Below are 20,757 nucleotides of genomic sequence, written 5' to 3'. Positions count from 1 at the left end.
GGGCAGCCGGCGCTCCGGTCGGTGCGCTGCACAACACAAGGCCGCTGTCCAGCACTGTCCACCGCCTCCCCCCGAAGTGAATGGCAATGTTCGGCAGGACACAGACGCCCGAAAGGCGCAATGAAACGATGGGTTTCCTGCCGTTGTTCACGGCCATCCTCCGCAGAAAGCACCCCATGCGCCTCCATCCCGCCCTCCTCGCTGCCACGGCCGCCATCGCCAGCACCTTCGCCTTCAACGCCCAGGCCGTCACCACGGACTGGGGGGTGCACGACGCGCTCGAAGTCGCCTCGGTCCGCACGCCGGTCGGCAGCTTCAACGACAGCTACCTGTTCAGCCTCACCGCCGTGGAGACCCTGTTCAGCACCGCCGTGTCGAACAACCTGACCAGCGCGCTGAACATCACCGGTGGCCAGGTCTCGCTGTTCCGCGAAGCCGGCGCCGTGGACACCACCGTCGGCAGCTTCGCGTTCAACGACGTCACGGGCAGCATCTCGCACGCCTTCGGCCTCCTGGGCGCAGGCGACTACTACTACGAAGTCTCCGGTGCCGGCACCGGCAGCCTGGGCGGCTTCTACACGCTCAGCTCGACCCTGCTGCCCGTGACGCCGGTGCCGGAAGCCGACTCGCTGGCGATGATGCTGGCCGGTCTGGGCGTGCTGGGCTTCCTCGGCCGCCGGCGCATCCGCTGATCCGGCAGAACAGCGGGCAGATCCGCGGAAACATGCGTCAGCGCACAGACCGTGCGCGGCGCACCCGGTACGGTCCGAGCATGTGGTCCAACTCGGCGCAGTGACGCCCCCAGCATGCCGGCCCTCCTCACCGACCTCGACGATCCGTCCCTGCTCAGCCCCGACGCCGTGGCACGGACCCTGGGCACCGACCCCGCCCAGGGCCTGAACACCGACGAGGCCACTCGCCGCCGCGCGCAGGATGGCCCCAACACCCTGCGCGCCACGCCACGCACCCGCCTCTGGCAACGGGCGCTGGCGCAGTTCACCGACCCGCTGGTGCTGCTGCTGCTCGTGGCCGCCGCCATCGCCACCGGCGTCTGGGTGCTCGACGGGCGCCACGGCTGGCCGATGGACGCCATCGTGATCGGGCTGGTCGTCGTGCTGAACGCCGTGCTCGGCCTGCTGCAGGAAGCCAAGGCCGACCACGCCGTCGCGGCACTCGCGCGGATGACGGAGGTCACCTCGTCCGTGCTGCGCGGCGGGCAGCTCCAGCGCATCCCCAGCGCCGATCTGGTGCGCGGCGACCTGCTCGTGCTGGCCGAGGGCGACGCCGTGGGCGCCGACGCGCGGCTGGTCGAGGCGGCTGCGCTGCACGTGCAGGAAGCACCACTCACCGGCGAGAGCGAAGCCGTCCTCAAGGACACCGCGACGCTGCCCGAGGCGGTCAGCCTGGGCGACCGGCTGTGCATGGTCTACAAGGGCACGGCGGTCGTGCAGGGCAGCGCCAAGGCGCTGGTAACCGCCACCGGCATGGACACCGAGATGGGCGCCATCGCCACCCTGCTCGACGCCACCACCGCCGCGCCGACACCACTGCAACGCGAGATCGCCCGCATCAGCCGCACGCTCGGTCTGGCGGCAGCGGTGATCGCGGTCACCGTGGTCGGCACGGTGCTGGCCCTGTCGGCCACGCGCACCCCGGCGGATCTGGTGGGCATGCTGCTGCTGGGCGTGTCGCTGGCGGTGGCCGTGGTGCCGGAGGGACTGCCGGCCATCCTGTCGGTGGTGCTGGCGATGGGCGTGCAGCGCATGGCCGGGCGGCAGGCGATCGTCAAGACGCTGGCTGCGGTGGAAACGCTGGGCTCGGCGTCGGTGATCGCGTCCGACAAGACCGGCACGCTGACCCGCGCCGAGATGACCATCGTGCGCGTGCTGACCGCCTCCGGCAGCACGCAGGTCACCGGCGTCGGCTACGCGCCGGACGGCCGCGTCGAGCACCAGGGTGCCGCCCTCGCCGCCGGGCCGCTGCGCGACGAGCAGACCGCCGTGCTCAGCGGTGGCAGCCTGGCGGGCAACGCCGACCTGCGCCAGACGGCCGACGGCACCTGGGAGATCCAGGGCGATCCGACCGAAGCCGCCTTCCTCGTCGCCGAGCGCAAGCTGGGCGCGCACACGCGCCGCAGCACGCGCTTCGAGCGCATCGCCGAGCTGCCCTTCACCTCCGACCGCAAGATGATGTCCACCATCGCGCGCGACCACGACCACGGCGACGAGCGCGTGCTCATCACCAAGGGCGCGCCGGACGTGCTGCTGGGACGCTGCACCCGGGCGCGGGTCGGGCTGGAGATGGTGGCGCTGGACGCGGACGGGCGCGCACGCATCCTGCGCGACGTCGGCACGCTGACCGACGCGGCGCTGCGCACGCTGGCCGTCGCCTACCGCCCGCTCGGTCCGGACGAGGACACCAGCGCCGCGAACGAGACGCTGGAGCGCGACCTCGTCTTCGTCGGCACGGTCGGCATCATCGACCCGCCGCGCCCCGAAGCGGCGGTGGCGATCCGGGAAGCCCACGGCGCCGGCATCCGCGTCGTCATGATCACCGGCGACCACCCGCGCACGGCGGTGCGCATCGCCACCGACCTCGGCATCGTCGAGTCGGGGGCGCCCGTGCTGAGCGGCGCCGACCTGGATGCACTGGACGACGCCGCGCTGGCCGAGGCCGTGCGCCGCACCAGCGTCTATGCCCGCGTGGCGCCGCGGCACAAGCTGCGCATCGTCGCGGCGCTGCAGGCCGACGGCAACGTGGTGGCCATGACCGGCGACGGCGTCAACGACGCGCCCGCGCTCAAGGCCGCCGACATCGGCATCGCCATGGGCCGCACCGGCACCGAGGTCACCAAGGACGCGGCCCGCATGATCCTGGCCGACGACAACTTCGCCACCATCGTGCAGGCGGTGCGCGAGGGCCGCGGCGTGCTGGACAACATCCGCAAGTTCCTGCGCTACCTGCTGTCGTCCAACCTGGGCGAGGTGCTGACGGTGTTCCTCGGCATCGTCGGCGCAGGACTGCTCGGCTTGCACGGGGAAGGTGGCGCCGTGGCCGTGCCGCTGCTGGCGACCCAGATCCTGTGGATCAACCTCATCACCGACGCTGGTCCGGCGCTGGCCATGGGGGTCGATCCGATCACCGAGGACGTGATGGCGCGCCGCCCGCGCAAGCCGACCGAGCGGGTGATCGACGGGCGGCTGTGGGCGGGGGTGGTGGAGATCGGCGTCGTGATGGCGCTGCTGACGCTGTTCACGCTGGACCTGTTCCTGCCGGGCGGGCTGGTCGAAGGGACACAGCCGCTCGCCCAGGCCCGCACCGCCTGCTTCACCGTGCTGGTGCTGGCGCAGCTGTTCAACTGTTTCAACGCCCGCTCGGAGACGGCCAGCGCCTTCCGGGGGCTGTTCGCCAACCACTGGCTGTGGGGCGCGGTGCTGCTGTCCGGGCTGCTGCAGGTGGCGGTGGTGGAGGTCGGTGCGCTCAACCTCGCCTTCGGTACCGTGCCGATGCCGGCGGCGCAGTGGGGGCTGTGTGTGGCGATTGCCAGCGGCGTGCTGTGGTTCAGCGAGCTGCGCAAGGGCATCCGGCGTGCGATGGCGTACAGACGACCGTGACCCGATTCGGTACAACCGGGCACCTGACGGGAGTCCAGACCATGCCGAGTACCGAAACCGCGATGCGACACCCCCAGACACTGGCCACCCTGCCGATGCCGCCGTCCGACACCCCGAACGCGGGCATCGCGCCCGAGGACTGGGACCTCATGCTGGATGCCGTCACGGCCCGACTGCGCACCCACAGCACGTCACAACAGGCGGTCATGCTGGAATGCGCAGCCGCACTGGAGCAGCTGCACGCGGCCCTGCGCCACGAGCGCGCCAAGGCCAGCGCCGAACTGGCCGGCATCCGGGACGGCGAGCAGCGCGCCCGCCGGATAGCGCGCCACGACGGGCTGACCGGCCTGCCCAACCGCAACGACTTCCACCAGCAGCTCGACCGGTTGCTGGCCGAGCGCAGCGGTGGCTGCCAGACCATCGGCGTGCTCTACCTCGACCTCGATGGGTTCAAGCACATCAACGACACGCATGGACACGCCACCGGCGACACGCTGCTCCAGATCGTGGCGGCGCGGCTGCGCCACGCGGTGCGTGCCGAAGACGCCATGAGCCGCCTCGGCGGGGACGAGTTTGCCTGCATGCTGCCAGGCATGCGGGACCGGGAGCAGCTCAACCGGCTGGCCCGCACGCTGTTCCAGGTGGTGTCGGCGCCGGTGGTGATCGACCAGCTGCAGCTCACTGTCCGGCCCAGCATCGGCGTGGCCATCTGCCCGGACGATGCGGCCACCGCCGAGCTGCTGCTGCGGCGTGCCGACGCCGCGATGTACAGCGCCAAACGCCAGCAGTGCGGCTACGTCTTCTTCGACCGCCTCGACGCCAGCCACTGAGGCCAGCCCTGTACCAGCGCTTCGTGCACCAGTTGCTGGCAGACGCCGGTGACCAGCCCGGGCCGGACCGCCCAGCGCCACGGGCGGGTCCAGGCCAGCAGACCGCCCGCCAGCACGGCACCTGCGACCAGACCGAGCGGATGCCGCTGCGCCACCGGGCGCAGCACCGCGTTGGCCACCTCGATGGCCGCTTCACCGCCCACACGCAGCGGGTGACGGTGCCACCAGCCCCGCAGCGCCTCGGCGGCGAGATCCGCGCCCACGTTCCGGCCTGTACTGGCACCAGTTTCTGCACCCGTCGCGGTCGGTGTCCGGGAGGTCGCGAGCAAGGCACGCTGCAGGTGACGGCGCGATGCTTGGAGCCGGTCGGCCGCGTCCGAGGTCGACAGGCTCACGACACCGCCCCCACCTGACGCAGCATCAGCAGGTCGGCCTGGACCTGTTCCTTCAGGTTGCCGAAGGCCTGCCGTTCGCTGTCGGCACGGGCCGCCAGCACACACCCCAGCGCCACCAGCGCAGGCAGCAGCGGCGCCGCCACCAGCGCCCAAGGCGCCTCGATCTGTGCCGCGGGAATCACCGCCCACAGCATCAGCGCCACCCCGGCCAGCACGGTGGCCACTGCAGCACCGCACAGCGCGGCAGCCGCCAGCCGGAGCTGGCGTTTCCAGGCGCTGGTGACGGCATCGAGGTCTGCATTCGCGAGTTCGGCGTAGGCCTGTGCATGGTCCACGAGCAGCTGTGGCCGGGTGGTGATCAGGTGAAGCAGCGCGTGGGCCATGGCGGTCAGTCGTGGTGGTGGCGGGATCCGCGCATCAGGCCGATCAGGCCCATCAGCGCCGCGCCGGTGGCGGCCGCGATCAGCATCGACTTGACCGGGTCGTGCCGGATGTAGCTGACCGTGTTCTCCGAGGCGTGCCGGGCCGAGCTGCGCAGGGCGGCCGAACTGTCATGCAGGGAGTTCAGGCCGCGGTGTGTCATCGAACTCGCACGGTCGGCAGCGTCGTCGAGCAGCGGCTCGGCCTGGGCCCGCAGCGCCTGGATGGCACCGGCCAGACTGTCGAGCGCGTCGGTGGCGACCCGCTGTGCGGCCTTGATCGCGTGGTCGGCCGATTCGGCGGCCTGGTCGGCCAGGTGGTTGGCGGTCGCCTCGGCGGAAGCGGGGGCGGTGGAAGAGTTGCTGGAAAACATCGGGTGTCCTTCGGGTTGTTCGAACCGAGTTTGCTGCGACCCGTCCGGCGCCACCATCGGCCGCCGGCCCCCCCACCTGTCGGGCAAGCGCGTCAGGCAGCGTAGGACGCGGCCGACAGCCCCGGCAGCCGCACCCGCAGCACGGTGCCCTGCCCCGGCGCGGACAGCACCTCCAGCGTGCCGTGCACCGCTTCCACGCGGTAGCGCATGCCCACCAGTCCGTAGGCCGATCCCCGCTGCATCGCGGAATCGAAGCCCACGCCGTCGTCGCGCACCAGCACCTCGACCTGCCCGCCACGCTGCGCCATGTCGAACCAGACATGGCTGGCCGCGGCGTACTTGCTGATGTTGGTGACCGCCTCCTGCACCAGCCGGTAGACCACCAGTTCAGACGCGGCAGCCAGCGGCGCGTGCGCCAGCGTGCAATGCACCTCGACACCCGAACGTTCGGCGAACTCGCGCGCCAGGATCTCCAGCGTCGCCGCCAGGCCGAGGTTGTTCAGCGTGGACGGGCGCAGGTCCTCGATGATGCGGCGGCCCAGCGCGATGGCGCCGTTGAGCATCTCGACCAGGTGCGCCAGCCGCTCCAGGGCTTCGGGCGGCGCGCCGGCCAGCCGCGGGCGGATGCGCGCCGCATCCAGCTTGGCCGAGGTGAGCAGTGCGCCGAGATCGTCGTGCAGGTTGCGCGCCAGGCGGCTGCGCTCGTCCTCGCGGGCGGTCTGGAGGTGGTGGGTCAGCTCGGTGAGCTGCACGGTGCGCTGGCGGACCAGCGCGTCGAGCTGGGCCCGCTCCTGCGCGCGGGCCTGTTCCAGCTGCCTTACCTGCTCGCGCAGCACGGTGCGCTGGAGCGCGCGGAGGCGCGCGTACAGCACCAGCGCCAGCAGGCCGGCCAGCACCGCCGTGACGCCAAGCCAGCGTTCAAGGTTCATCGCGGGACTCCTGTTGTCGTGCATTGCAATGCTTGGCCTTGCGTTCGGTCCGCCAGGGCGAATCGGTGGGATCATGGGTCCAGGAGGACACCCCACCCCATGATTCGCATCGCCATCGTCGACGACCACCCCATGGTGCGCGCCGGACTGCGCCAGTTCTTTTCCGATCAGCCGGATTTCTCCGTCGTGGGGGAAGCGGCCAACGGCCGCGAGGCCCTGGACATCGTGCGCCGCGGCGAACTCGACGTGATCCTCATGGACATCGCCATGCCGGACCACGGCGGGGTCGATGCGCTGGCCGCGATCAAGGCCCGCGCACCCGACCTGCCGGTGCTGATCCTCAGCGGCTTCCCGGAAGCGCACTACGCCACCACGCTGCTCCGCCAGGGCGCCAGCGGCTACCTGAACAAGGACTGCGATCCCGAAGAGATCGTCAAGGCGATCCGCACGGTCTGCCGGGGCCGCAAGTACATCACCGCCGGCGTGGCCGAACAGCTCGCCGAAGGCCTCGGCCGCAGCGACGACAAGCCGCTGCACGAGCACCTCTCCGAGCGGGAGCTGCAGGTCTTCCTGCGCCTGGCCGCCGGGGAGACCATCGGCCACCTCGCCGAAAGCCTGTCGCTCAGCGTCAAGACCGTCAGCACCTACCGCAGCCGCGTGATGGAGAAGATGCAGCTCGCCTCCAACAGCGACCTGACCTACTACGCGCTCAAGAACGGGCTGATCCAGTAGCGCCCGCCGCACCGGTCGCGAGCTGCAGCTGGGTGCAGTAGGCGATCAGGGCATCGATGTCGTAGGACTTGTCGAACACCCGGTCCGCCCCCAGCGCCAGGCACTTGCGCCGCATCTCGGCCGTCGTGTAGTTGCTCAGCACCACCAGCCGGCGCCGCGGCAGCTGGTCCTGCAGCGCCCGCAGCACGCCCAGCCCGGAGCCGCCCTTCAGAAAGATGTCGATGATCACCAGCTCCGCGGTGTGCTGGGGCGCGGTCAGCCACTGCACGGCGGTCGCCTCGTCCTCGGCCACGCCGACCACCTCGGCCGGCACCAGTTCTTCCAGGGTGGCGATGAGGTTATCGCGGATCACCCGACTGTCTTCAACGAGGTAGGTCTTGAGCGGATGCGGGGGCATGGAGGGGCGGCTGAGGGCAAGGAAGGTCCTCACCGAGCTTACGTGCGATCCCCCGCCGCCGCCATCCGGCGGAACGACTGTTGTGCTGTCGGACAACGCCTACGTGCGCATCAGACCGCCAGCTTGTCGGGCAGCAGCCGGTCGTACTCCCGCTTGACCACGGCGTAGCACTCGCAGGTGCGCATCTCCAGCCCGGGGCGGTCCAGCACCGTGATGCGCCCGCGCGCGTAGCGGATCAGCCCGGCCGCCTGCAGCTTGAACGCCGCTTCGGTGACCCCCTCGCGGCGCACGCCGAGCATGTTGGCGATCAGTTCCTGGGTCATCGCCAGCTCGTTGCTCTTGAGCCGGTCCAGGCTGAGCAGCAGCCAGCGGCACAGCTGCTGGTCGAGCGAGTGGTGGCGGTTGCACACGGCGGTCTGCGCCATCTGGGTGATCAGCGCCTGCGTGTAGCGCAACAGCAGGTGCATCACCGGCCCGGCGCGGTCGAATTCGTCTTTCATGAGCGCTGCCTTGAGGCGATAGCCAGCGCCGGCGCTCTGCACCACGGCCCGGCTCGGCGTGGAGTTCCCGCCCATGAACAGCGAGATCCCCACCAGGCCCTCGTTGCCGACGACGGCGATTTCCGCGGACGCCCCGTTCTCCATCACGTACAGCAGCGAGACGATCGCGCTGGTCGGGAAGTACACATGGCCCAGCGTGCGGCCGGACTCGTAGAGCACCTGCCCCAGCGGCATCTCGACCCACTCCAGCTGGGGCAGCCAGCGCCCGAGTTCGGCCAGAGGCAAGGCGGCCAGCAGGTGGTTCAGGCTCGGATCGGCAGTGAGGGTCATCTGGAAGCTCCGAGGCAGGTCCGGAATGGATGGCCGCCGCTGCGGCAGCCGGACAAAGGGTGCCTGTGAACTATAGGCGCCATCGCCAGATATCAATGTTCGGCACCGAACAGACAGTCCCCCCTGACACCGCCTAGGTTGATGGCTCACTGACTCCCGCAAGGACCCCGATGAAGCTGTTCACACTCGAACACAGCAAGACCGCCTACCAGGCCGATGTGGTGTTCTACGGCGTGGCCGTGGCGCTCCTGGCGACCTTGCTGCTGCTCGACGCGCCGCCTGCGCACTGGATGCGCCTGTCCGCCTGCGTGCTGATCGGCGCAGCGGCCTGGACCGCCATGGAGTACGGCGCGCACCGCTTCGTGCTGCACGGCCTCCCCCCGTTCAGCCGCTGGCACGCCGCGCACCACGAGCGCCCGTCGGCGCTGATCTGCGCGCCGACGGTGGTCAGCGCGGCCCTGATCGGCGGGCTGGTGTTCCTGCCGGCGTGGGGCCTGTTCGGCCTGTGGCCGGCAGCGGCGCTGACCCAGGGCGTGCTGGTCGGCTACCTCTTCTACACCGTCACCCACCATGCCATCCACCACTGGCGCGCCCGCCGTCCGTGGCTCCGGGAGCGCAAGCGCTGGCATGCGTTGCACCACCGCCGCGGCGAGTGGCCGGCGTGCTACGGCGTCACGACGTCGTTCTGGGACCACGTGTTCGGCAGCGCACAGACCAAAAAAAGCAGCGGCTTTACAACAGATCCTTCGCACCGAACCACGCTCTGAAGGAAGACCATGAGAACAATGCACGCCATGCGCACCCTGACCACGCTGATGCTGGCCGGCTTCGGCGCCCTGAGCGCCAGCTCGGCGCTGGCCCAGCTCCGTGAAGCGCCCTACGCCTACGGCGGCCTGTCGGTCGGACAGTCCCGCGCCAAGGTCGACGAAAACCGCATCGCCAACAGCCAGCTCGGCGCCGGCCTGACCACCTCCGGCGTCACCAGCGATGAAACCGACACTGCGTACCGCCTCTTCGGCGGCTACCAGTTCAACCGGAACTTCGGCGTGGAAGCCGGCTTCTTCGACCTCGGCAAGTTCGGCCTGAACGCCACCACCGTGCCCGTGGGCAGCCTGATCGGCGAGATCAAGACCCAGGGCGTGCACCTGGACCTGGTCGGTACGCTGCCCGTGACCGAGCGCCTGTCCGCGCTCGGCCGCATCGGCGCGCATTACGCCAAGACCCGCGGCAATTTCCGCGGCACCGGTGCCGTCACCCCGCTTGACCCGATCCCGAGCACCCGCGAGACCAACGTCAAGCTCGGCGTGGGGCTGCAGTACGCGGTCAATTCCGCCTTCCTCGTGCGCGGTGAAGTCGAGCGTTACCAGGTCAACGACTCGGTCGGGCACCGGGGTGGCGTGAACGTGGTGTCGATGAGCGTGGTCTTTCCGTTCGGCAGCGCACCCGCGCCGACACGCATGACCCGGGCTGAACCCGCGTATGTGGCCCCGGTGGTCGCCGCCGCGCCGCCGCCCCCGGAACCCGCTCCGGTCATCGTGGCCGCCCCCGTCGCACCGCCGGTGCCCCCTGCCCCGCCCCCGCGCCATCGCGTGAGCTTCTCGGCCGAGTCGCTGTTCAACTTCGACCAGTCGAACGTGCAGCCCCAGGGGCGCGCCGCGCTGGACAAGTTCGCCAGCGAACTCGCCGGCACGCAGTACGAGACCATCAGCGTCGAAGGCCACACCGACCGCCTCGGCAAGCCGGCCTACAACCAGAAGCTCTCGATGGAGCGCGCCAGCGCGGTCAAGGACCATCTGGTGAGCACCGGGCACATCGACCCCGCGAAGATCTCGGCCACCGGCAAGGGCGAGTCCACCCCGGTCACCAAGCCGGAAGACTGCAAGGGCACGCGCCAGACGCCGGCGCTCGTCACCTGCCTGCAGCCGGACCGCCGGGTCGAGATCGAAGTGACCGGCACGAAGTGATCCGCTTGCGCTGAGCAAGGACCAACAACAGTGGGGGCCGGGGACGGATGAAGTCCCCGGCCCCCACGGCCTTGTCGACCGGCTCAGTAGACCAGCGTCATGCGGTCGACCACATTGCGCACGCCCGGTGTGCCCCAGGCCGCGTGCGTGGCCGTCTCGCGCTCGTCCCAGTTGCGGACGGTGCCGGTCAGCGTCACATCCCCGCCATGCACCAGGACCGTGATGTGGCGGGCATCGGCCACCGCCGTGCGCTTCAGGGCCGCCTCGATGACCAGCTTGACCCCCGTGGCAGACGCCGCGGGCTGGATCGCGATCTGGTTGCTGACCCCCGTGACGCCCATCAGGTGGCGCACGCTGTCGGTGGCCGCCTGGCGCTGGAACTGCCAGTCGACCTTGCCGGACAGCGTCACCCAGCCGCCCTCGACGACCACCCGGACCGCACCGGAGGCCAGCGTCGACGTCCACTCCAGCAGGTTCTCGACCGCGGCGGCGATGTCGGCATCGGTGCGCTGGCTCAGGCTGGTGAGCTGCACCTGCAGTTCGGTCGCCAGGGCCCTGACCCCGGACACGCGCTGGGCAGCGCGCTCGGCGTTCCACTTTTCGGCGTAGCTGTCGACCTGTCCGGCCAGCGTCACCACACCGTCCTTGACCTCGACGCCGATGCGTGCGGCATGCACCGAAGGCTCCCAGTCGAGTTCCGCGCTCACGTCCTGCTGCAATTGGCTGTCAGTCTTCATCATTGATCCAGATCGGGTGGAGGGGGTCCAAGCCTGCGCTACGCTGGTCGAATGGTCTGTGTGCTACCGCACCGTGGTCGGATCGCCTCCGGCCTATGCTGGGTCATCGATCAACCGGAGGAATCACCATGGCATCTCCCGTTCCTGTTCGTGCCGCCGAGTCGCTGTTCGCGGTTCAGGCGGACTCGGTGTGAGGCGCCCGGTCCGGCCATGAAGGCGTTCCAGCAAGGCTTCAGCACCTTCCTGCGCCGGCGCCGTGCCAGGCGTCATTTCGAACGCCGGCCACTGCTGGACACGCTGGCGGCCGCGACCAAGGGCGTACCCACCCTGCCGTCCACGACCGCGCCGCCGTCCACCGCGGGCGCCGTCCCGGCCGCATTCGGTCAGGACCTGCTGGCCGCAGCCCGGGACGACCCCACCCAGGCACTGGCCCGCCTGCGCACACAAGCCGACGGACTCGACGCCGCCGAAGCCGCCCGGCGCCTGGCCCGCGATGGCCCGAACGAGGTGCAGCACGAACCGCCGCTGCCCGGCTGGCTCCGGCTGTGGCGCTGCTACCTCAACCCGTTCAACCTGCTGCTGACAGCGCTCGCGCTGCTGTCCATCCTGAGTGCGGACGCCAAGGCGGCCGTGGTGATCGGCACCATGGTGGCGCTGAGCACCGGCATCCGCTTTGTCCAGGAGGGCCGCTCGCACCGCGCCGCAGAAGGGCTGCGCGCACTGGTCAGCAACACCGCCACCGTGCGCCGGCCGGGCCAGCCCGCGCCGCTGGAGATCCCGGTGCGCACCCTCGTGGCCGGCGACGTGGTGGCGCTGTCGGCCGGCGACATGGTCCCCGCCGACTGCCGCGTGCTCACCGCGCGCGACCTGTTCGTGGCCCAGGCGGCGATGACGGGCGAGTCGCTGCCAGTGGAGAAATTCGTCCAGGGGACGGGCACCACTGCTGGTGTGCTGGAGCAGCGCAATCTGGTGTTCATGGGCACCAACGTCACCTCCGGCACCGCGACTGCGCTGGTCGTCGCCACCGGAGGCCGCAGCTACTTCGGCACGCTGGCCGCCCACGCCACCGCCACCGAGACCACCCCCAACGCCTTCCAGGCCGGCGTGAACAGCGTGAGCTGGCTGCTGATCCGCTTCGCGGCGGTGATGGTGCCGGTCGTCTTCCTGGTCAACGGCTTCACCAAGGGCGACTGGCTGGAGGCCTTCCTGTTCGCGCTGTCGGTGGCCGTCGGGCTGACGCCCGAGATGCTGCCGATGATCGTCACGACCACGCTGGCCAAGGGCGCGGTGCGGCTGTCCAGCAAGCAGGTGGTGGTCAAGCGGCTGGACGCGATCCAGAACTTCGGCGCGATGGACGTCCTCTGCACCGACAAGACCGGCACGCTGACGCAGGACCAGATCGCCCTGGCCCGCCACGCCGACGCCTACGGGCAGGACACCGACGAGGTGCTGCACTTCGCCTTCCTGAACAGCCACTACCAGACCGGGCTGAAGAACCTGCTGGACCGCGCCGTGCTGGCGCATGTCGAGCTGCCCGTCGAGCTGAAGCTGGAGGAGGCCTACCGCAAGGTGGACGAGATCCCCTTCGACTTCGAGCGCCGGCGCATGTCGGTGGTGGTGGCCGCGCTGGTGAACGGCCAGGACCACCACCACGAGCTGATCTGCAAGGGCGCGGTCGAGGAGGTGCTGGCCGCCTGCACCCGGGTGCGCACGCAGGAGCCGGTCGATGCCAGTCTGGACGGCGACCGCGCCATGCCCACCCTGCCGCTGGACGCCGCGCTGCGGGCCCGCACCCAGGCCGTCACCGCCGGACTGAATGCCGAAGGCCTGCGCGTGGTGGCCGTGGCCGTCAGGACCCTGCCGCCGGGCCAGACCACCTATTCCGTGGCGGACGAAACGGACCTGACGCTGATCGGCTACATCGCCTTCCTCGACCCGCCCAAGGAAACCGCCGCGCCAGCGCTGAAACAGCTGGCCGCGCACGGCATCACCGTCAAGGTGCTGACCGGCGACAACGATCTGGTGACGCTGCAGGTCTGCCGCCAGGTCGGGCTGCCCGCGACCGCCGTGCTGCTGGGCGCGCAGGTCGAGGCCATGGACGACGCCGCGCTGCAAGCCGCCGCCGCATCCCACAGCGTCTTCGCCAAGCTCTCGCCGCTGCACAAGGAACGCATCGTGCGCGCGCTGCGGGCCGGCGGCCACGTCGTCGGCTTCATGGGCGACGGCATCAACGACGCCCCCGCGCTGCGCGCCGCCGACATCGGCATCTCGGTGGACAGCGCGGTGGACATCGCCAAGGAGGCCGCCGACATCATCCTGCTGGAGAAGAGCCTGCTGGTGCTCGACGAAGGCGTGGTCGAGGGCCGCACCACCTTCTGCAACATGCTGAAGTACATCCGCATGACGGCCAGCTCCAACTTCGGCAACGTGCTGAGCGTGCTGGTGGCGAGTGCCTTCCTGCCCTTCCTGCCGATGCTGCCGCTGCAGCTGCTGGTGCAGAACCTGCTCTACGACATCGGCCAGACCGGCATCCCCTTCGACAACGTCGATCCCGAGCTGGTCGCCAGGCCGCTGCAGTGGAACCCGGCGGACATCGGCCGCTTCATGCTGTTCTTCGGGCCGATCAGCTCGCTGTTCGACCTCCTCACCTTCAGCGTGATGTGGTGGGTGTTCGACGCCAGCAGCGTGGCCCGGCAGACGCTGTTCCAGTCGGGCTGGTTCGTGGTGGGCCTGCTGACGCAGACGCTGGTGGTGCACATGTTGCGCACGCCGAAGCTGCCGTTCCTCCAGAGCCGTGCCGCCGCGCCGCTGATGGCGATGACGCTGGCGATCATGGCGCTGGGGATCTGGCTGCCGCTGGGGCCGCTGGCCAGTGACTTCCGGCTGGAAGCGCTGCCCGCCGCCTACTACGGCTGGCTGGTGGCGATCCTGCTGGGCTACTGCACGCTCACCACGTGGATGAAACGCCTCTACATCCGGCGCCACGGCTGGCAGTGACGTTCAGCTGCCCGCCTCGGGACGGTAGCTGCTGTCCAGCACGACACAAGCGGAGCTGCCCGACAGGCGCGACACGCAGGCGCACAGCTGCCGCCCCGCGGCGCGCTGGGCTGCGGAGAAGAAGACGTCGCGGTGGTCGATCGTGCCGGCCTCGACCGACAGCACGTCCACCGCACACAGCCCGCACTCGCCGCGCCGGCAGTCCGCCAGCACCTCGACACCGGCCCGCTCCAGCGCGTCGAGCAGCGTGGAATCGGCCGGCACGTCGAGGGTCAGGCCATGGCGGGGCAGCTTGACGGTGAAGGCCTGCGCCGCGTGGTCGCCGCTGGTGCCGAAGGTCTCGAAGCGCAGCTGCACCGCCGGCCGCCCGGCCGCCGCCCAGGCGCTGCGCACGCGCGCCATCAGCGCGGCGGGTCCGCAGACGTAGAGCTGCGCCTGCGGGCCGAGTGCCGCGATCTCGGCCTCGATGTCCAGCGTCTGGCCCGCGCCGGTGACAACGGTGCGCAGCCGGTCGCCCAGCGTCTGCGCGAGCACGTCGGCGAAGACGAGTTCCGCCTCGCTGCGCGCCACCTGGACCATGCGCACCCGCACGTCGCCGCGCGCTGCGGCCCGTGCCGCCAGCGCCTGCGCCATGCCGACCAGCGGCGTCACGCCGATGCCGGCCGCCAGCAGCAGCACCTCGGTCGCGCGGTGGTCGAGTTCGAAATGGCTGGCTGGCGCGCGCACCTGCAGCCGCGCGCCCTCCTCCAGCCGCCACATCGCCCGCGAGCCGCCGCGCCCGCCCGGCAGGTGCTTCACCGCGATGCGCCACACGCCGTCCCCCGGCAGGCCGACGAGCGAGTAGTGGCGCGACACCGTGCGGCGCTCGCCGACGGGCACCTCGACGCCCAGGTGGCTGCCCGGCGCATGCGGCAGGACGCCGCCATCGGGGCGCAGGGTGAATTCGCGCACGGTGGGACTCAGGTCGGTGATCCGGTCCACGGTGGCGGTGAAGGTCTGGTCACTGGCTTTCATGGGGATGTCCTCCATGGGCGTTGAACGGGGCCGCGGTGGCCTGCAACGGTCGCAGGCCGCCGGGCTGGCGCAGGGCAGTCTCCAGGCGGCGCCGGGCAATGCGGGCGTGCTCGCGCATCAGGGCCTCGGCGCGGCTGCCCTCGCGCTGTTCGATGGCGTCGAGCACCTGGCGGTGCTGGTCCTGCGCGATGCGCAGCACCGTCTGGCCTGCAGGCGCACCGACCTGCACGCCGAGGAACCCGCTCGGCGAGGCGAAGGGCAGCAGGCTGGCCCGCGCCAGCTCGCGCTGCAGCAGGTCGCTGCCCGACATCCGGCCCAGCAGCGTGTGGAAGCCGCCGTTGTGCCGCACATAGGCAGCGAAACCGGGTTCGGCCAGCGTCGGGGCATCGAGCGCCGCGTCGATCGCGTCGAGGTGGCGGCGGGCCAGGGCCAGCAGCGCCTCGTCCACACCGCGCTCGGCCGCCATGCGCGCCGCCAGCCCTTCGAGCGTGCCGCGCAGCTCGATCGCGTCGCGCAGGTCCTGTGCGCTGAACTGCCGCACCCGGTAGCCGCCACCCGCGCTGGCCGCTTCGAGCAGCCCTTCCTGCTCCAGCCGCAGCAGGGCCGCCCGCACCGGCGTGCGCGACACCCCCAGCCGCTCGGCCAGCGGCACCTCCAGGATGCGCTCGCCCGGTGGCAGCGCGCCCGAGACGATCAGCTCGCGCAGCCGCTGCTGCGCCTGCACGGTCTGCGTCGGCGCGACATCGAGTTCGGTGGTGTCCATGGACAGGACCGATCCGGACCGCTCAGGCCGCACGGATCGGAATCACCGGCGCGCCGGGGCGCTGCTCGGCGGCGATCTGGCGGTCGATCAACCGGCGCGCCCACATCGAACCCGCGTCGATGTTGAGGTTGCTGAAGCGGTAGCCGGGGTGGGCGTCGATGGCCCGCTGCTGCGCCTCCAGGATCACCTCGTCCTCGCCGAACACGCGGGTCACGCCCTCGCGCAGCTCGGTGGTGATCTTCTGCTCGCCCAGCAGGTAGTTGCGGCAGAAGGCCCAGAAGTACAGGCAGGTCTTGTCGGTGGATGGCGTGATCGTGTTGAGCACGAAGCCGTTGACGCCCTGGCTGCGGTCGCTGGCGTGGCCCTCCGACGGGATCGCGCCGGTGCCCGCCCTGGCCACCCCGACATCGATCGCCACCGTGCACGGCGCCTCGAAGCGGATGATCTGCCAGCGGTCCACCGGCCCGGTGTAGCCGTGGGCCTGGCGGATCTGCGAGGCCCAGAACGGCGGCGCCTCGATGCCGGACATCCAGCGCGTGACGGTGGCGGTGCGGTCGCCGTGGGTCGTGACGAACGGCGCCTCCGCCACTTCGCGGTTGCCGATGGACGTGCCGTGGACGAAGGTCTCGTGCGTCAGGTCCATCAGGTTGTCGACCACCAGCCGGTAGTCGCAGGCCACCTCGATCAGCTTGCCGTCACCGGCCCAGGCGGGGTCGTGGTTCCAGTGCAGATCGGGCACCAGCGCGGGATCGGCCAGCGCCGGATCACCCGGCCAGACCCAGACGAAGCGGTGGCGCTCGACCACCGGATACGCCGGCACGCAGGCCGAGGGGTTGACCGTCTCCTGCGAGGGCATGTGGGTGCAGCGGCCCTGGCCGTCGAACTTCAGGCCGTGGTAGCCGCACTCCACCTCGTCGCCGACCAGCCGGCCGAGCGAGAGCGGCAGCAGCCGGTGCCAGCAGGCGTTTTCGAGCGCGACCGGCTCGCCCGTGGTGGTGCGGTAGAGCACCAGTTGGCGATTGGCGATGGTGCGGGGCAGCAGCGCGCGCTTGACCTCGTGGTCCCAGGCGGCGGCGTACCAAGCGTTGAGGGGGAAGGTAGCAGCGGACATCAAGGCTCCCTGGACAGGGTTGGATGTCCATAAATGTATACACACTATTCCGAATTGGCACCAGTGAAACTCCCAATACCGGCGCAAAAGCCCCTCAATCCCGCCGAAGATCGGTATCCGTCAGACTATCTTGTATACACGAAGCCACCTCCAGCACCTCCGACAGATCCCCCAGCGTCTCGTCGAGCTGCACCAGCGTGGCCTGCCGGGCACCGAGCGGATCGCGGTGCTGCAGCGCGGTGAGGATGGCCTTGTGGCGTGGCAGCGAGAGCGCGTGGGTGTCCGGGTGGCGGCTGCTGAGCTTGATCGACTCGCGCAGCGCCAGCGAGAGCATGTTGCCGATGTAGGCCAGCAGCGCGTTGCCAGTGGCTTCGGCGATGCGGCGGTGGAAGGCCAGGTCCGGCTCCAGCAGCGCCTCCGGCGTGGGCGCGGCCTCCATCGCGGCGAAGGCGCTGGCGATGCCGTCGAGTTCGGCGTCGCTGGCGACCTGCGCAGCCAGCGCGGCAGCGGCCGGCTCGAAGATGCGCCGCACGGTCAGCAGGGTCTGGACAAACTCGCCCTGCGGCCTGGACTGGATCAGCCAGTACAGCACATCCGGGTCCAGGAGGTGCCAGTCGCTCTGGGCCCGCACCGTGGCGCCGGCCCGCTGCCGCGACATCACCAGCCCCTTGGCGACCAGCACCCGCGTCGCCTCGCGCAGCACCGGCCGGCTCACCTCGTAGTCGGCACACAGCGTGGCCTCGCCCGGCAGGCGGTCACCCGGCTTCAGGTCGCCGGAGACGATGCGCATCCCGAGGTCGCGCACGATGCGCCCGTGCATGCTCTTGCGGTCGGGTGGCTCGCGGTAGTGCGGATCGGCAAACGGTGGTTTCACCTCATCCCTTCTTCTTGTTGTACACGTCCACGAAGACCGCAGCAAGCAGCACCAGACCCTTGATGACCTGCTGGTAGTCGATGCCGATGCCGATGATGGACATGCCGTTGTTCATCACGCCCATGATAAAGGCGCCGATCACCGCCCCCAGCACCTTGCCCACCCCGCCGGAGGCCGACGCGCCGCCGATGAAACACGCCGCGATCACGTCCAGCTCGAAGCCGAGACCCGCCTTGGGCGTGGCCGTGTTGAGCCGCGCCGCGAACACCAGCCCCGCCAGCGCCGCCAGCACGCCCATGTTCACGAAGGCCCAGAACGACAGCCGGTCGGTCTTGATGCCCGACAGCCGCGCTGCCTTCTCGTTGCCGCCGAGCGCGTAGAGGCGCCGGCCGATGACGGTGCGCTGCGTCACGAAGTCGAACAGCGCCATCAGCAGCGCCATGATGATCAGCACGTTCGGCAGGCCCTTGTAGGTGGACAGCAGGTAGGCGAACAGCACGATCAGCCCGACGAACACCAGGTTCTTGCCGGCGAAGAAGACCAGCGGCTCGCTCGCCATGCCGTGTGCGGCCTGCTGCGCGCGTTCGCGCACCTTCAGCCAGGTCAGCCCCACGGCCAGCGCCAGCCCGATCACCAGCGAGGTCACCCGCAGCGTCTCGCCCTCGAACACGTCGGGGATGAAGCCCGAGCTGAGGAGCTGGAAGGTGTCCGGGAAGGGCCCGACCGACTGCCCCTGCAGCAGCGCCAGGCTCAGGCCCTTGAACACCAGCATCCCCGCCAGCGTGACGATGAAGGACGGGATCTTCATGAAGGCGACGAACCAGCCCTGCGCCGCGCCGATCAGGCCGCCGCAGACGAGGCACACCAGCGTGGCCGGCACGAAATGCCAGTTGTATTGCACCATCAGCACGGCGGCCAGCGCCCCGATGAAGCCCACCACCGAGCCGACCGACAGGTCGATGTGCCCGGCCACGATCACCAGCAGCATGCCCAGCGCCATGATGACGATGTAGCTGTTCTGCAGGATCAGGTTGGTGAGGTTGAGCGGCTGCATCAGCGTGCCGTCGGTCATGACCTGGAAGAAGGCCATGATGGCGATCAGGGACATCAGCATCCCGTACTCGCGGAGGTTGTTCTTCAGGGCTTCCATTCAGCGCACTCCCGGCGAAACCGCCGACACGATCGATCGCATGATCTTTTCCTGACTCGCCTCGGCGGCGGTGAATTCGGCGACAAAGCGCCCTTCGTTCATCACGTAGATCCGGTCGCACATGCCGAGCAGCTCGGGCATCTCCGACGAGATCATCACGATGCAGCGCCCTTCGGCGGCCAGCCCTGCCATGAGGCTGTAGATCTCGAACTTGGCGCCCACGTCGATGCCGCGGGTCGGCTCGTCGAGGATGAGCACCTGCGGCTGCGAGAACAGCCACTTGCTCAGCACCACCTTCTGCTGGTTGCCGCCGGAGAGGTTGCCCACCGTCTGGTAGACGTCCGAGCAGCGGATGCCCAGCGCGCGGCGGTACTCGTTGGCGACGGTGAACTCGCGGCCCGCGTCGATCACGCCGTGGCGCGACACGCCGGGCAGGTGCGCCAGCGTGATGTTGTGGTCGATGCCGTGCTCCAGCACCAGGCCGTAGCCCTTGCGGTCCTCGGTGACGTAGGCGATGCCGTGGTCGATGGCCTTCTGGATCGTGCTGACGTCGACCGGCTGACCCTGGACCAGCACCTGCCCGCGGATGCGCTGCCCGTAGGAGCGCCCGAACACGCTCATCGCCAGCTCCGTGCGGCCGGCGCCCATCAGGCCGGCGATGCCGACGATCTCGCCGCGCCGGGCGGTGAGGTGCACGCCCTTGACCACCTGGCGGTCGGCGTGCAGCGGGTGGTGCACGGTCCAGTCGCGCACCTCGAACACGGTCTCGCCGATGTCCGGCGTGCGGCGCGGATAGCGGTCGGCCATCTCGCGGCCGACCATGTGGCGGATGATCACGTCCTCGCTGACCGGCGCCTCGCGGCACTCCAGGCTGTGCACCGTCGCCCCGTCGCGCAGCACCGTCACGGCGTCCGCCACCTTGGCGATCTCGTTGAGCTTGTGCGAGATGAGGATGCAGGCGATGCCCTGGCGCTGCAGGTCGAGCAGCAGGTTCAGCAGGGCGTCGCTGTCGGTCTCGTTCAGGCTGGCGGTGGGCTCGTCGAGGATGAGCAGCTTCACCTCCTTGCTGAGCGCCTTGGCGATCTCGACCAGCTGCTGCTTGCCCACACCGAGGTCGTCGATCAGCGTCGTCGGCGACTCGGCCAGGCCGACCTTGTCCAGCAGCGCGCGGGTGCGGGTGTGGCAGGCCTGCCAGTCGATCACGCCGTAACGCGAGGGCTCGTTGCCGAGGAAGATGTTCTCGGCGATCGACAGCAGCGGCACCAGCGCCAGCTCCTGGTGGATGATGATGATGCCGAGGTGCTCGCTGTCGGCGATGCCCGAGAAGGCACGCGGCTGGCCGTCGAAGACGATCTCGCCGCTGTAGCTGCCGTGCGGATAGACGCCGCTGAGCACCTTCATCAGCGTGGACTTGCCGGCGCCGTTCTCGCCCACCACGGCGTGGATCTCGCCCGCCTGCACGCGCAGGTTGACGTTGTCGAGCGCCTTGACGCCCGGGAACTGCTTGGTGATGCCGCGCATCTCCAGAATCGTGGACACAGTGCGCGCCTTCGTGCGATGGAGTGGATGGAAGAGAGCACGCCGCCGTCATTCCCGCGCAAGCGGGAACCCACGCACGGCAGCCACC

At 70.1% G+C, this 20,757-nt stretch carries 20 protein-coding genes; 7 read left to right on the top strand and 13 right to left on the bottom strand.

Annotation, left to right across the window (positions count from 1 at the left end):
• The first annotated feature begins 176 nt into the window (after positions 1-176).
• The 3 genes from BDD16_RS19020 to BDD16_RS19010 all read left to right on the top strand — a co-directional run bounded on the left by BDD16_RS19020 (position 177) and on the right by BDD16_RS19010 (position 4,444).
• Positions 177-692 (top strand): FxDxF family PEP-CTERM protein, encoded by a 516-nt coding sequence (locus BDD16_RS19020; RefSeq protein ID WP_179635387.1) that lies wholly within the window; start codon positions 177-179, stop codon positions 690-692.
• Between the two features lie 114 nt (positions 693-806).
• Positions 807-3,614 (top strand): cation-translocating P-type ATPase, encoded by a 2,808-nt coding sequence (locus BDD16_RS19015; protein WP_179635386.1) that lies wholly within the window; start codon positions 807-809, stop codon positions 3,612-3,614.
• Positions 3,615-3,655: 41 nt separating this feature from the next.
• Positions 3,656-4,444 (top strand): GGDEF domain-containing protein, encoded by a 789-nt coding sequence (locus BDD16_RS19010; RefSeq protein ID WP_246332611.1) that lies wholly within the window; start codon positions 3,656-3,658, stop codon positions 4,442-4,444.
• On the opposite strand, the gene BDD16_RS19005 is transcribed toward BDD16_RS19010, so the two are convergent.
• The 4 genes from BDD16_RS19005 to BDD16_RS18990 form a co-directional block, all read right to left on the bottom strand.
• Complete coding sequence (locus BDD16_RS19005; protein ID WP_179635385.1) at positions 4,408-4,707, bottom strand: hypothetical protein; 300 nt, start codon at positions 4,705-4,707, stop codon at positions 4,408-4,410. The genes BDD16_RS19010 and BDD16_RS19005 overlap by 37 nt on opposite strands.
• 128 nt (positions 4,708-4,835) lie before the next feature.
• Positions 4,836-5,222, bottom strand: coding sequence for a hypothetical protein (locus BDD16_RS19000; protein WP_179635384.1), 387 nt, complete (start codon positions 5,220-5,222; stop codon positions 4,836-4,838).
• Positions 5,223-5,227: 5 nt separating this feature from the next.
• Complete coding sequence (locus BDD16_RS18995) at positions 5,228-5,632, bottom strand: hypothetical protein (protein ID WP_179635383.1); 405 nt, start codon at positions 5,630-5,632, stop codon at positions 5,228-5,230.
• Positions 5,633-5,724: 92 nt separating this feature from the next.
• Complete coding sequence (locus tag BDD16_RS18990) at positions 5,725-6,561, bottom strand: sensor histidine kinase (protein WP_179635382.1); 837 nt, start codon at positions 6,559-6,561, stop codon at positions 5,725-5,727.
• Positions 6,562-6,660: 99 nt separating this feature from the next.
• Here BDD16_RS18990 and BDD16_RS18985 point away from each other — a divergent pair, with 99 nt between their 5' ends.
• Entirely contained in the window at positions 6,661-7,293 is a 633-nt protein-coding gene (locus BDD16_RS18985; RefSeq protein ID WP_179635381.1) for a response regulator, read from the top strand.
• Here BDD16_RS18985 and BDD16_RS18980 read toward each other — a convergent pair.
• Both BDD16_RS18980 and BDD16_RS18975 read right to left on the bottom strand, forming a co-directional pair.
• Positions 7,271-7,690, bottom strand: a complete 420-nt coding sequence (locus tag BDD16_RS18980) for a response regulator transcription factor (protein ID WP_179635380.1) — start codon at positions 7,688-7,690, stop codon at positions 7,271-7,273. The two genes, BDD16_RS18985 and BDD16_RS18980, sit on opposite strands and share 23 nt — an antisense overlap.
• A 110-nt stretch (positions 7,691-7,800) precedes the next feature.
• A complete protein-coding gene (locus tag BDD16_RS18975) occupies positions 7,801-8,520 on the bottom strand; it encodes a Crp/Fnr family transcriptional regulator (protein WP_179635379.1) in 720 nt (239 codons plus the stop codon).
• 170 nt (positions 8,521-8,690) lie between these two features.
• Here BDD16_RS18975 and BDD16_RS18970 point away from each other — a divergent pair, with 170 nt between their 5' ends.
• Together BDD16_RS18970 and BDD16_RS18965 are read left to right on the top strand one after the other, a co-directional pair.
• A complete protein-coding gene (locus tag BDD16_RS18970) occupies positions 8,691-9,287 on the top strand; it encodes a sterol desaturase family protein (RefSeq protein WP_179635378.1) in 597 nt (198 codons plus the stop codon).
• A 27-nt stretch (positions 9,288-9,314) separates the two neighbouring features.
• Positions 9,315-10,484, top strand: a complete 1,170-nt coding sequence (locus BDD16_RS18965; protein ID WP_179635377.1) for an OmpA family protein — start codon at positions 9,315-9,317, stop codon at positions 10,482-10,484.
• A gap of 83 nt (positions 10,485-10,567) precedes the next feature.
• Here BDD16_RS18965 and BDD16_RS18960 read toward each other — a convergent pair whose 3' ends face one another.
• Positions 10,568-11,221 (bottom strand): BON domain-containing protein, encoded by a 654-nt coding sequence (locus tag BDD16_RS18960; RefSeq protein ID WP_179635376.1) that lies wholly within the window; start codon positions 11,219-11,221, stop codon positions 10,568-10,570.
• Between the two features lie 210 nt (positions 11,222-11,431).
• Between BDD16_RS18960 and mgtA the strand changes: the two genes are divergently transcribed.
• Entirely contained in the window at positions 11,432-14,218 is a 2,787-nt protein-coding gene (gene mgtA / locus BDD16_RS18955) for a magnesium-translocating P-type ATPase (RefSeq protein ID WP_179635375.1), read from the top strand.
• A 3-nt stretch (positions 14,219-14,221) separates the two neighbouring features.
• On the opposite strand, the gene BDD16_RS18950 is transcribed toward mgtA, so the two are convergent.
• The 6 genes from BDD16_RS18950 to mmsA form a co-directional block, all read right to left on the bottom strand.
• Positions 14,222-15,232 carry a PDR/VanB family oxidoreductase gene (locus BDD16_RS18950; RefSeq protein ID WP_179635374.1) on the bottom strand — a complete coding sequence of 337 codons (1,011 nt, stop codon included), beginning with the start codon at positions 15,230-15,232 and terminating at the stop codon, positions 14,222-14,224.
• On the bottom strand, positions 15,219-15,995 hold the full coding sequence (locus tag BDD16_RS18945; protein ID WP_179635373.1) for a GntR family transcriptional regulator: 777 nt from the start codon (positions 15,993-15,995) through the stop codon (positions 15,219-15,221). Before BDD16_RS18945 ends, BDD16_RS18950 begins: the two co-directional genes overlap by 14 nt.
• 22 nt (positions 15,996-16,017) lie before the next feature.
• Positions 16,018-17,106: an aromatic ring-hydroxylating dioxygenase subunit alpha gene (locus tag BDD16_RS18940; RefSeq protein ID WP_179635372.1), complete on the bottom strand. Its 1,089-nt coding sequence runs from the start codon at positions 17,104-17,106 to the stop codon at positions 16,018-16,020.
• Positions 17,107-17,200: 94 nt separating this feature from the next.
• A complete protein-coding gene (locus BDD16_RS18935) occupies positions 17,201-17,926 on the bottom strand; it encodes a FadR/GntR family transcriptional regulator (RefSeq protein WP_179636243.1) in 726 nt (241 codons plus the stop codon).
• A gap of 55 nt (positions 17,927-17,981) precedes the next feature.
• A complete protein-coding gene (mmsB, locus tag BDD16_RS18930) occupies positions 17,982-19,130 on the bottom strand; it encodes a multiple monosaccharide ABC transporter permease (protein ID WP_179635371.1) in 1,149 nt (382 codons plus the stop codon).
• Positions 19,131-20,651: a multiple monosaccharide ABC transporter ATP-binding protein gene (gene mmsA / locus BDD16_RS18925; protein WP_179636242.1), complete on the bottom strand. Its 1,521-nt coding sequence runs from the start codon at positions 20,649-20,651 to the stop codon at positions 19,131-19,133.
• Positions 20,652-20,757 lie beyond the last annotated feature (106 nt).

The organism is Sphaerotilus montanus (assembly GCF_013410775.1).
GTDB classification, from domain to species: Bacteria; Pseudomonadota; Gammaproteobacteria; order Burkholderiales; family Burkholderiaceae_C; genus Sphaerotilus; species Sphaerotilus montanus.
The sequence above is the reverse complement of the archived record's forward strand: the minus strand, read 5'-3'. Positions and strand labels throughout refer to the sequence as shown.